Source organism: Flavobacterium sp. FlaQc-49 (assembly GCF_044005985.1).
In the GTDB taxonomy this organism is placed as follows: Bacteria; Bacteroidota; Bacteroidia; order Flavobacteriales; family Flavobacteriaceae; genus Flavobacterium; species Flavobacterium cupriresistens.
On the sequence record NZ_JBIPCS010000001.1, the window covers coordinates 565,389 to 576,916 of the forward strand.

An 11,528-nucleotide genomic window follows, 5' to 3' on the forward strand; every position below is an offset into this window, starting at 1 on the left:
TCTTGTGTAAGATTACTAATGTTTACCTCTCGAACAAAGCTTTTATATTTTCTTTAACCTGTGGTTGATGAAAAGTTATTTTATGCATTTCTAATTCTTGCTCAAATATATCCTTTAAACTCCTCTTGATTTTTGATGTCATATGTTTTTTTAGCGTCACTAATGAAAGTCTTGGCTTCTCAGCTAATTTCTTTGCTAATGCTATTGCCTCTGTACGAACTTCTTTTTTTGGAACTACGTGTAAAGAGACTCCTCGTTCCTGCAATTCTCCTCCCCTATAACTTTCGGCTGTAAAAAGCATTTCGCTGCCTAAAGAGGAACCAAAACGCAGTGGCACCATGTAAGTTGCTCCCATACCCGGAGTGAATCCGTATTTCATGAAATTTGCAGTATATATATTTTCCTTTCCTAAAATTTGAAAATCTGCATAACATCCGAAAACAAGTCCTCCCCCAATTGCGTGTCCTTGCATGGCAGCAATTACAGGAATCTCACAATCAATTGGTGCTGTAAAAAAATCTAATTCCGTAAATTTCAACTTTCCATCATATATTTGTTGTAACTCATCCGGGGTTCCTCCGCAAGAAAAATAGCTATCGTAACCTATTAGAATTACTACTTTATACGCTTTATTTTGATTTACAATTGCAAAAGCCTGTTTTAATCCTTGCATTAGTTCTTTAGAAAATGTATTTCTTGACACTTTATCTTGCATCGTAATTTGTACAATTTCTTCTGTGATTTCTGTAATGCTTACTACCTCTCCCATGGATATTCTCCTTTCTCAATAAAGTTCTTTATATTCTTCTGTACCGTTTCAGACTCCATTAGTGTCTGTAATTTATTAACTGCTATTGTTTTGGTATCCTCCTTTATAATCCAGAGTTTTGCCGTATAAGATTTAATTTCCTGAATTGTATTTGTTTCTAATCGACTAAGCCTTAGTATATTTTTCCTTAGCAGATTATCAATTTCATCTGTCACTTCATCTACCAGACCTATTTCATAAGCTCGCTCTGCCGATATTCCAAGTGTAATTAATGTGAGCCATTTGGCTTTCTGCGGACCAGTTCTTTGCATCAAAAAAGGCATTACACAAGCGGGTAACAATCCAAATAAGGCTTCAGATAGACCAAAAGTTGCCTGACTATTTGCCAGTACTATATCACTGGCTGCAACTAATCCTATTCCTCCTGCATTTACTTTCCCTTCAACTTTTGTTATTACCACCTTATCAATTTCGCTAATCGCTTTCAAAACATTGTAATATTGATCCGGTTCTTGATTCATTAAAGCTTCCTTCTGCTGATTTGCTACCGCTTCAAAATCCATTCCGGTACAGAATTGATTTTCATTACCGGATAATACTATGATTTTTACTTTTGTGTTTTGTTTAACCTCTTTCAAAACCTCCAAAAGTTCATTTGCCATCAAGGCATTAATACTATTATGCTGTTCGGGTCTATTGAGCTGAATATGGAGAACCTCTCGTTGTTGCCTTACCAGAATGGTGCTGTATTTATTATTGACCTCTATCATACCCATTCGTAAATTCTGTGATAATTTTTAATTTCTGAAAAGATCAGTTTCTTTTTTCCTTTTACTTTACTGAAGGGTTCCGGATATAATGTGGTATCTATTTTGTAATCTCTGGTTCCGAATTTGATTTGTGAGTTAACAGCAAAAGTACTTTCGTATTCTTCCATAGATAATACCACTCGTTCGTCTAAATGTTCTTCTATAGCCAAAGGTGAAATTAACATTTGACTTTGAGGATGTATCACTCCACTAAAAAACTCGGAACAGCATCCTGATCCATATGAAAATATGCCAACTCTTTTTGGGGTTTCAAAATTTCCTTTTTCAATCATGCTTACTAATGCCAAATAAGTTGTTGCTCCCATAATGTTTCCAACTCTCTGACAATATTCTAAAGAAGGAGCTACACGCCCTTGGAAATCTTCTTCGATCTGATCCGGTTTTGCCTTCTTGAATTTTCGCATATTGGTTCGGTGTGCACCTTTTACCATTCCTCCAAATGGTGTATGAAAGACTAAGTATTGAAAACTATCCTGATAATCTGTATCATCAACTCTCTTTTGGTATTCTTTAAAGCTGTTTTCGCAGCAATCCAGATAAGATAATAAAGATAAATCTGAGTCTCCCGCTTCTTTGTCTGCAACGGGTCTGCAAGTATCCATAACCTCATAACCGTAATAACCGCTGGCTCCTTTGTCTATTTCAAATATTTTTGGTTGATCACTAATCAGCATGGCTACAGCCCCGGATCCGGATGAAGGCTCTACAAAAGACATTTCCATGGCTCCTCCTTCTACTGTACTCATCCTCATAATATCTGTAGCGATGACTAAAACTTTTCTACCCACAGCGGTACCCGAAAGGATAAAATTAATAGCCATCTGAAGACCTGCCGTTCCGGAATAACAGGCATTTTTGAGTTCGAACAACCTGCAATTTCGACTCAATTTTAAATAATCATGTATGTACGTACTCATCGACTTTCCAAAATCAATACCTGATTCTGAACAAGTGATCAACATATCTATGCTTTCTATTTCTTCATCTGTCAATGCATCCAATAAGGGTTTTGCTGCATTAACCCCATTAGAGATCGGATCTTCATAGGGCATTGGCACTGTTTTCTCTTTCATTAACAAATTCTCAAATCGCTCGGTGTTTAATTGTCGATGTTTTGCTAATTCAGCAACGTCTATGACTGCTGATCCACAATATATATTTATAGCTTCTATTCCTGCTCTCATATTTTTTTCTGATTCTATTTTGGTTATGCTTCTAGAATAATAGCTGTATTGATACCTCCAAAACCAAAACTATTACTTAATGCGTATTGTATTGAATGGGCCTCTCTATAACTTTGTATCCAGTCCATAGGGTAATCTATCGGTGTTTCTAAATTAAGATTTTCGTGCACAAAATTTCCATTCATTTGTATCAGACTCGCAATAGCTTCAACAGTTCCTGCTGCTGTGATACCATGACCAATTAGTGATTTTGTGCTGTTTATCGGTTTGTTTCTGAGTTCCAGATTAATCAAAGCTTCAATCTCTGTATGATCTCCCAGTTTTGCCCCTGTGCCATGCGCATTAATATAATCAATTTGTTCTGCCAGAATACCTGCTTTTTGCATCGCTTTAGCTATAGCCTTTTGTTCTCCATCTACTGAAGGATTTGGGTTTCTATTGGCATCTAGTGTCACTCCATAGCCAGATATCGTTCCAAACACTTTTGCTTTTCTTTGCTGCGCATGCTGCTTTGATTCTAAAATAATTGCTCCAGCATTTTGTCCGTATACAAATCCTGAATGATTGATATCGAAAGGTTTGTACAGGGGAATTTCCGCTGTCTCTGATGCTACTGGATGCATAGCTCCCAAAGCAGAAAATCCTTGGTATTCATAAACGGATAAATCCATCATAGGAGCAATTACCATAACAACATCATATGCTTGAGTTTCTATAAGTCTGCAAGCTTGAATGATTCCCATGTTTCCACTGGCACTGGCTGCTCCAACTGTAAATCCTTCTCCTGTAATCTCAAATAATTCTGATGCTACACCTATCATATCACTATCCAAAAAATTGAATCCATAGGAAGGTTTCATGAATTGCATTTTATTTTTGTACGTTTCTCTGATATCCTGACAATGCTGCTGTTGTGTATTGCTGCCTGCTACAACTATAGCTATTTTACTTTTATCTATCGTTGACGGAAGCTTGGCTTGATGCCAAGCTTCCAGAGCACAAAATGTTCCATAAGCAGTACTTAATGAAATATCACGTAAACGTTTAACTTTTAGTTTCCAATGCTCCTCAAGCTCACTATCTGATATGTTTTTTTTTAGATCAAAATCTTCTACTTTCCCATATACGTATTTAAAGGTTCTATCTTCTATAACATACTCTTTTATAGCAAAATTCGATTTTCCGTTTTTTAAAGCCTCTGTAAAAGCGGGAATTCCTATTCCTACTGGGGTAACGACTCCCATTCCTGTTACACAAGCTTTATGTATTTGATCTGTACTCATAGCAACACAGGTGTTTTTATTTTTCAGCAATCAATTCTGCTAATTCATTTATGGTTTGTGCTCCTGCTAATTCTATTCTAGGAATTTCTTTCTCTAATTGTTCTAATGTTAATGCGATTAATTCTGCTCTATCGATAGAATTTGCTCCAATATCTGATAGTTTCTCATCATTAGATAGTATTTTTCCTTCCAGTTCTGGAATAATCTCAAGTAAATTTTCTCTGATTTGCTCTATTATTTGATTTTTCATATTCTTGTTTTTTATGTTAATTATAAATTTGTTTTAAATACTTTCCACATAATTTTGGGTCTAAATAGTGTTTTTCCTGATTTAAGATATCCCGCTACTTCTAATATTTCTTTAAATAATTCTGTGTCTTTATTGGCTGCTTTTTGCAAAGCTTTCATGTATCCATTAACCATTTTTAGTCCAACAGGTTTTTCTCCTTCTGTTTCAGGATATTTAAAATCTTCATAAGAGCCCGCAGTCCAAAAATCTTCTATTACGTCATTTACTTTTTTTATATGAGGCTTAAATACTTTATCATTTGCCGGAATAATTGTCAGTACTTCGTCTAAAACTTTGGCCTGGCATATAGAGGATGCCATTCCTTGCGCATACATAGGGTTGAAGTTTGAAACTGCATCTCCTAAAACAACATAAGAGCCCGGGAATTTTTTTAGTTTTTCATAATGTCTTCTTATACTATGTGGGCATTTAAATACTAGAAAATCTGTAAGTCTCTTAGCTTCAGACACAGTATCATATAATCCTGAAATAGGAAGTCCTTTTAAGAATTTTAATAATTCCTCATCATTTTGAGGTGGTTCAACTCCTCTCATTCCTATTAGCGTAAGTACCCATCTATTCTCTTCAATAGGCATAAGTACAGCTCCTAATTTTTCGTTTGGTGCATCCGGAGTGTAGCTAATTACTTCTGCTTTTTTTCCTTGAGGTATTTCTTTACGCTCCAATAATATTGTTACGTACATTATATCAATCTTGATCTTAGTTTCTTCCGGTGTCGCATATCCATGCTGCTCTAACCATTTATAAGCTCTGGTTCCTCTTCCTGATGCGTCTACTACAAAATCGGTATTTATAAGCTGTTTTTCTCCTGCTTTTTCTAATACTAAGGCGTAGACATTTTCATCTTTCATTTTCATTTCTAACGCTTTGGTTTCATCTAGAATCGTAATATTCCCGATGCTCAAAACATGCTTTTTTACATGATATTCCAGAAGTTCCCTTGTCATAGTAAGGGCTGTAATTCCTGTAACTCCTTTTTTCTTATATCCTCCATAAGAATACCAATTATAATCATTACATACATCCAGTTCTAATGCCCCGGCTTCTATTAATTCTTTTTTTAGCGAAGGAAAATACCCCAAGAGTATATTCATTGCCTGGGCTAATACCAAATGAATGTGCCTGGTTTGAGGTTGTCCTTTTCTCGTCTCTGGTTTATCATTTACTTTATCTTTTTCTATAATCGTTACATTTCTAAAATGTTTGCTTAGTACTCTTGCTGTAACTAAACCAGCCATACTCCCTCCGATTACTACTGCATGTTCTCTTTTGGTATTCATACTCTTACTATTTTACTATTTTTACTTCGTAATTATACTTCGGCCAACGTGAATTTATTCTTCATTAGTTTTTCTGCAGCTTCCATAATTTTTATGCCTATTTCATCTACATGTCTATTTTGCCATACTTCTAATGGGGTTCCTTTTACCCATTGATTAAATGCTCCTAAAGCTGCTCCGCTTTGTATTTGAAAATTACCTTGTTCCTCTGTAATTCCATCCAATGCATATTGACTTGCCAGCCTTAGATAATACTTAAATAGGGTAGCCATCTTTTTCTTAGGTCTTTCTTCGATACTCTCTATTTGTGATATTTCAGCTCTTTGTATAAACTCTTGCTTGATCGTTTTCCATACTTCAGGCAAAGTTTTCTTGAAGTATTTAAGCTCTAATTGCTCCCTTACATCATCAGGTATTGCTTCTAAACTATCATATCGTTGGTACAACTCGTAAAGTTTTTTGGCACGTGTTGCGAAGAGAACTCCCTTCTTTAATACCTGAGCTTGTATACCGATCTCAAATAGTTCTTCGTCCGGGATGTAGGCTGTATCTTGTACATCACTATTTTGCAATAACTCTTTGGCTATAGGACTTAAACAAGATTCTACAGTACACTGATTAATTGAACCTGTAAGTACAAAATCGGCTTCCATGACAAAAGCACTAACAGCCGCTTCCGGTGTTCCTATTCCTCCGGAAATTCCCAGATGTATGGGTTCTTTATACTCATATTGCTGTTGTATTTGGTTGCGTAAACTTTTTATAGAAGGAAACAAAACAAATGCAGCGCTTCTATGCGTAACGCCTCCCGGGTCTGCTTCAATACAGATATCACCACTTAAAGGAATTTCTCTTGCCATTTCTGCTTGATCTTGTGTTATCCATTCTTTGTCCAACAACCTTTTAATAAGTCTTTCAGGAACTGGTTTCATAAAACCTTCTGCTACTTCTGGTCGCGATATTTTGGCTATGATTTGGTTTTTACATTTTATACTCTGATCCTTTTTCCTTACTAATCCAACCGTCCTAAAATAGGCCAATGCCAGGGTGATTTGGCTAAATCCTCCTGCTTCAATTATTGTAATCCCATTATCTAACAACTTATTAACTAATTCAATTTCTTTATTGGGTTCAAGAATATTGTGATATAAATTAACTCCAAAAGGTCTTTCTTTTGTTACTTGTTCCTGAAGCTTTTCTATATCATTATTAATTTCTTTTATGGTGCGCCCTTTGGTTCCCAAAAAACCTAACATCTGAGAATTCGCCATTTTTTTTACCATCTCTACAGAAGCTATTCCCATATGGAGACCTCCTGCTACATAAGCATAAGAGGTGTCGTATCTTTTACAAAATGTGCTACTTCCTAATGTATTTATTCTATGATTGATGGTTGTTTCTGTTGTTTCTTTCTCTACTTGCTTTTCGCTATTAAAGATTCCCCTTCCTATCTTTATTTCTTCATAGATGGGCGTACAATTGTTCTGAATTTGCTCAACCATTTTGGTTAATCTATCTCCTCCTACTTCTTCGAATTCTTTAACATTCTTCCCCATCAGATAACGGATAGAATCTACCCATTGCACCGAACTTGCTATTTGCTTACTCAGTAAATCTTTAATTTGATGCTGGTTATAACTTCTAGCCGTAACATTAGAAACTACCGGAACTTTGAGCTTATTGAATTCTAGCTTATGAATAAAATTATTAAACTCTTCTACTGCGCTTTGCATATATCTGGAGTGAAATGGTGCTGTAACCAGCAATTGAATAATTTTTATATTTTGCTGATCAAAATCTTTTACCAACTGATTGATTGCAGCTTCAGGACCAGATACTACTACTTGTGCTGGCGTATTGAAATTAGCAATATCTATAGCATGATGTCCTCCTTCTTCCAGTTTTTCTTTTAAAGCAATTTCATCTAATCCTAAAACAGCTGCCATAGCTCCCCCGGAAGCTTCTCCCATCAAAGCTCCTCTCTTTTGTACAATTCGTACTCCTGTTTCAAAATCAAATGCTCCTGCTGCCAATAAAGCATTATATTCGCCTAAACTATGACCGATAAAATAATTTGCTTGGGTTGAAGCAAATTGTTCCTCGTACTTTAATGCGTTAACAACAAACAAAGCAGGTTGGGTAAATTCTGTTTTGTTAAGTTCTTTTTTTGGATCTTTGAGACATAATTCTTCTAGGTCATATCCGAGGATATTTGAGGCTATTTCCATTTTGTCTTTATACTTCTCAAAAAGGTCCTTCCCCATTCCTTTGTATTGGGCTCCTTGTCCTGGAAACATTATTGCTTTCATTGGTTCTTCCTTGGTTTTAATTAATAAAAAAACTATTTACGCATATTAGCCGCGAATACTTTCCACATAAAAGGAGGAGAAAATAAATTCATTGCAGGTTTTATCATAACAGAAACCTTTACCAGCTCAGCATATACTGATGCATCCTTATTGGCTGCTTTATGAATTGCTACCATATATTTATTAACAAGGTTTAGTGCTTTAGGTTTTATACCTATAGTTTCCTCGTATCTGAAATTTTCATAGGCTGAGGCACTCCAACACTCATCTAAAACCTTAACTATTTTTTTAAAATAGATTGCAGACATATTTGCCGGATCATGTTTCTGTATTAGCTTCTCTAAAATTTCTACTTGCAAACAAGCTGAGGTTATACCTTGTCCGTGTGCCGGATTCAAATTACAAAACACATCACCTATCGGAAGGAATCCTCTAGGGAAATCAGCTAATTTTTCAAAATATCTCCTTAAACAATAAGGAACCTTGTAGGTTACAAAATCGCTCTCTTTATTGCATGCAGATAATACCTTATAAAATCTTTCATCCGGTAATTGTTTAAGGAATTCAAGTAAATCTTCATCAGTCGGAGGATCTTCTTTATGCCAACCCGCTACACAAACCAAGTTTTGATTATTTTCAATAGGTTGTATCACTACTCCTATTTTTTCGGGAGATGTTGGCGAGTACATCAGCATCTTTCCGTCCTGAAGTCCTCCTTTTGGGCTGTTGTATATAGCTGTTTTGTAGGTAATATTAACGACGGTTCTCTCCTCTTCTACTTTTGAGAAATTGTTATTCTCTAACCACTTAGGCGTTAAGGAACCTCTTCCGGTTGCATCAATAACCAAATCTGATTTTATTTCATATTCTTCAGTATCTATCCCTTTAACTTTTACGCCTTTAATTGTTCCGTTTTCTTCAATAAGATCAATATATTTGGTTTTATCTACTATTTGAACATTAGGTATTTTCTCTACCCTTTTTCGAAGTGTATAGTCAATTATTTTTCTGCTCGATAATAAGGTGTTTATACCTGTAATCTTGTTTTGTTTTACTCCTCCATAAGAATACCAGTAAGCACCATTTCCCAGATCTAACTCTACCGCGCCACTATCTTTTAGCTCTCCTGTAATCCCCTTAAAATAGTGTTCTAAGGTATTTAAGCCTCTAAGCAGTAACACATGAAACTGTCCTGCATGAGATTGTCCTTGTCGTACTTCTGGTTTATCTTCCAGTTTGTCTTTTTCGATGATGATTACTTTTTCATACTTTTTGCTGAGTACTTTTGAAACCAATAATCCAGAAATACCTCCTCCTAATATAATTGCCGTTTTATTATCCATTTTATAGTTTTTAAAAAATCTAAGGCTTTAGTTTATAATTCAAATGATTCGCTTTTATACCACCGCAACCGGCGCATTTATACGCCCTATTTTTATACTGAATTTACTCGGTCCCAGCGTTGTATTAAAATGGTCTTCTACCTTATTTTCTTTGTCTGATTTACTTATTTCATAATTTTTTAAAATCATACACAAAATGGTTTTCATTTCTACCATTGCCAATGATTTTCCCGGACATATTCTTTTTCCAAGTCCAAAAGGAATAAGATTACTTTGATTGGTATGAAATGTAATACTCTTACTTTCTACCCAACGCTCCGGGTCAAATGCTTCTCTCTTTAAAAAAGGGCAACTTTCCTGATCTCTGTAGTGCGATAACAGAAATACGTCTGTATCTTTTTGTATTTCATATTCTCCAATAATACAGTCTTCATTTGTAGTTAAGGCTATAACAGGAATTACTGGTTTTAACCTCATCACCTCATAAATAACTGCATTTACATATTCCAACTCATTGGAATCATCCATTACTTGCAAAAACTTCTCATCTCCTAAAACAAGTGATATTTCTTCCCTCATTTTTTTCTGGACTTCCGGATAATCTGTGATGTAATGAAGTACCCATAATATGGTATTAGCAGTAGTATCTTCTCCTGCTACGAGCGTACCAAATATGCTCGGATAAATCTCTTCATCTGTCAGGTATACGCCTTGATCATCTGTTGCTTGTAGTAATGCCTCAATATAGTTTGTTGGGTTTTCTTTTAATTCCGGATTTAATCTGATCCTTTCTTTTGCTTCATTTATATACTTCCAAATACCTTCCTTTATTTCTTTTAGATCATTATCTAACTTATGATCTTTAGGTAGTTTAAAAAATTTCCAATACTGAAAAGGAACCACAATTCGAAATTGAATCATGTTCATCACTCTTTTGTAATTGTTCTGAATCTTGCTTTCTTCATTTCCGACAGTTCCTATTTTCTGTCCAAATGCTAAATAAGATATAATATCAAAGGAGTAATTAAAAATGTCTTTGTGCACATCTATCTCTGAAGTTTTTTCTAATGTTCTCTCCCAGTGATTATAGAGATCTTCAGTAGTTTCTTTTATCGATGGATAAAACGATCGGAGTACTTTATTTGATAATGCCTGGGTTACGTATTTTCTACTTCTTTTCCACTCATCTCCTTCTGTTGAGAAAAGGTTATGAACATCCATCTCTTCTAATACTGGTCTGATATTTTTGAAACGCCTGTATTTATAAGGTCGTTGATTTAGAATTTCCTTGATAAAAGACGCTTCCGAAATTACTACTCCGTCTTCACCATTAACATTAATCTTATAAAAAGACCCATATTGCTTTGCCCATTCTTCGTATTGTAAATGCACTTTTGTCATTTTGGAAAGAAAGCTTAATGAGTTTCCGAAAACAGGTATTGCTTTTGGACCCGGTAAATCTTTTAATGTTTTTATACGAATTTGTCTTTGCGCAGGCGCATTTTCCATCTCCCTTTTATGATCTAAAAGTTCGTTTTTATCAATAAAAATATCCCCATTAACGATTTCATAATAGAACGTTTTTAGGCTGCCTTTTGGATTACATTTATTTTCTCCTGACAGGGAATTAAATTTCCATTGATGTGCTGGACATACAATGTTTAGCTCTTCGTCAATTTCTCCGAAACTTAGAAGTTCTTTTTCGTGTGGACATAGTCCTTGAAATATTTTAATCCCGTCGTGATTATTAACCACTACAAGTTCTACATTTTCTTTATTAACACCAATCATTTTATTATCCTTTAATTCACTAATATTTATTAGTCTAATTGGATAAAATTGTTTTTCAATTTCCATATTCTATAATTTAATAAATCGGTTAATAGTTTACTTTCTTTCCTTTTTCGTTTAACACCTTTATAGCAGATTTCCATGAAGGACTTTTTTCTGTTTCATAAGAAACATAGGCGCCATATACTGCTATTTTACCTATATCTTTCATCACATTTCTATGTTCTCCATTGTTTCTGAATTCTAACATATGTTCATGGTCTCTCCATAATGTCATTGTGTAGACTATCCTGAAAAGCTTTAGACTTCTATATTTTAAACACTTTACTTCTTTCATTTGTTTTTTCAGTCTGTATTCTACAGAGAATAGAGACATTGATTTTAATAGTGATGTGCTTTTAATTTTAGTTATAGATACTAGCATTGTTA

The 11,528-nt window shown here is 34.8% G+C and carries 10 protein-coding genes; all 10 read right to left on the minus strand.

All coding sequences use genetic code 11. The features are described from left to right. Positions 1–22 precede the first annotated feature (22 nt). Genes ACHRV3_RS02140 through ACHRV3_RS02185 form a run of 10 tightly spaced genes read right to left on the minus strand, consistent with a single transcriptional unit; the run spans position 23 to position 11,523 of the window. Positions 23–769, minus strand: a complete 747-nt coding sequence (locus ACHRV3_RS02140) for a polyketide synthase (protein ID WP_395434362.1) — start codon at positions 767–769, stop codon at positions 23–25. Then, positions 757–1,545, minus strand: coding sequence for an enoyl-CoA hydratase/isomerase (locus tag ACHRV3_RS02145; protein WP_395434363.1), 789 nt, complete (start codon positions 1,543–1,545; stop codon positions 757–759). The genes ACHRV3_RS02140 and ACHRV3_RS02145 overlap by 13 nt, the downstream gene beginning before the upstream one ends. Continuing rightward, positions 1,536–2,783: a hydroxymethylglutaryl-CoA synthase family protein gene (locus tag ACHRV3_RS02150; protein ID WP_305070184.1), complete on the minus strand. Its 1,248-nt coding sequence runs from the start codon at positions 2,781–2,783 to the stop codon at positions 1,536–1,538. The genes ACHRV3_RS02145 and ACHRV3_RS02150 overlap by 10 nt, the downstream gene beginning before the upstream one ends. A gap of 23 nt (positions 2,784–2,806) precedes the next feature. Then, a complete protein-coding gene (locus ACHRV3_RS02155; protein ID WP_395434364.1) occupies positions 2,807–4,066 on the minus strand; it encodes a beta-ketoacyl synthase N-terminal-like domain-containing protein in 1,260 nt (419 codons plus the stop codon). A gap of 16 nt (positions 4,067–4,082) precedes the next feature. Next, entirely contained in the window at positions 4,083–4,316 is a 234-nt protein-coding gene (locus ACHRV3_RS02160) for a phosphopantetheine-binding protein (protein ID WP_395434365.1), read from the minus strand. 20 nt (positions 4,317–4,336) lie between these two features. Further along, positions 4,337–5,656: an NAD(P)/FAD-dependent oxidoreductase gene (locus ACHRV3_RS02165; RefSeq protein ID WP_395434367.1), complete on the minus strand. Its 1,320-nt coding sequence runs from the start codon at positions 5,654–5,656 to the stop codon at positions 4,337–4,339. Positions 5,657–5,688: 32 nt separating this feature from the next. Then, positions 5,689–7,965 carry an ACP S-malonyltransferase gene (gene fabD / locus ACHRV3_RS02170; protein WP_395434368.1) on the minus strand — a complete coding sequence of 759 codons (2,277 nt, stop codon included), beginning with the start codon at positions 7,963–7,965 and terminating at the stop codon, positions 5,689–5,691. 32 nt (positions 7,966–7,997) lie between these two features. After that, complete coding sequence (locus tag ACHRV3_RS02175) at positions 7,998–9,308, minus strand: NAD(P)/FAD-dependent oxidoreductase (protein WP_395434369.1); 1,311 nt, start codon at positions 9,306–9,308, stop codon at positions 7,998–8,000. Between the two features lie 54 nt (positions 9,309–9,362). Continuing rightward, positions 9,363–11,165, minus strand: coding sequence for a cytochrome P450 (locus tag ACHRV3_RS02180; protein WP_395434370.1), 1,803 nt, complete (start codon positions 11,163–11,165; stop codon positions 9,363–9,365). 22 nt (positions 11,166–11,187) lie between these two features. Next, entirely contained in the window at positions 11,188–11,523 is a 336-nt protein-coding gene (locus tag ACHRV3_RS02185) for a hypothetical protein (protein WP_131701552.1), read from the minus strand. Between the last annotated feature and the right edge of the window lie 5 nt (positions 11,524–11,528).

Excerpts from the sequence above, each read along its gene's own strand:
- ACHRV3_RS02140 (WP_395434362.1), bottom strand. The coding sequence starts at position 769 with ATGGGAGAGGTAGTAAGCATTACAGAAATCACAGAAGAAATTGTACAA.
- ACHRV3_RS02145 (WP_395434363.1), bottom strand. The coding sequence starts at position 1,545 with ATGGGTATGATAGAGGTCAATAATAAATACAGCACCATTCTGGTAAGG.
- ACHRV3_RS02150 (WP_305070184.1), bottom strand. The coding sequence starts at position 2,783 with ATGAGAGCAGGAATAGAAGCTATAAATATATATTGTGGATCAGCAGTC.
- ACHRV3_RS02155 (WP_395434364.1), bottom strand. The coding sequence starts at position 4,066 with ATGAGTACAGATCAAATACATAAAGCTTGTGTAACAGGAATGGGAGTC.
- ACHRV3_RS02160 (WP_395434365.1), bottom strand. The coding sequence starts at position 4,316 with ATGAAAAATCAAATAATAGAGCAAATCAGAGAAAATTTACTTGAGATT.
- ACHRV3_RS02165 (WP_395434367.1), bottom strand. The coding sequence starts at position 5,656 with ATGAATACCAAAAGAGAACATGCAGTAGTAATCGGAGGGAGTATGGCT.
- fabD (WP_395434368.1), bottom strand. The coding sequence starts at position 7,965 with ATGAAAGCAATAATGTTTCCAGGACAAGGAGCCCAATACAAAGGAATG.
- ACHRV3_RS02175 (WP_395434369.1), bottom strand. The coding sequence starts at position 9,308 with ATGGATAATAAAACGGCAATTATATTAGGAGGAGGTATTTCTGGATTA.
- ACHRV3_RS02180 (WP_395434370.1), bottom strand. The coding sequence starts at position 11,165 with ATGGAAATTGAAAAACAATTTTATCCAATTAGACTAATAAATATTAGT.
- ACHRV3_RS02185 (WP_131701552.1), bottom strand. The coding sequence starts at position 11,523 with ATGCTAGTATCTATAACTAAAATTAAAAGCACATCACTATTAAAATCA.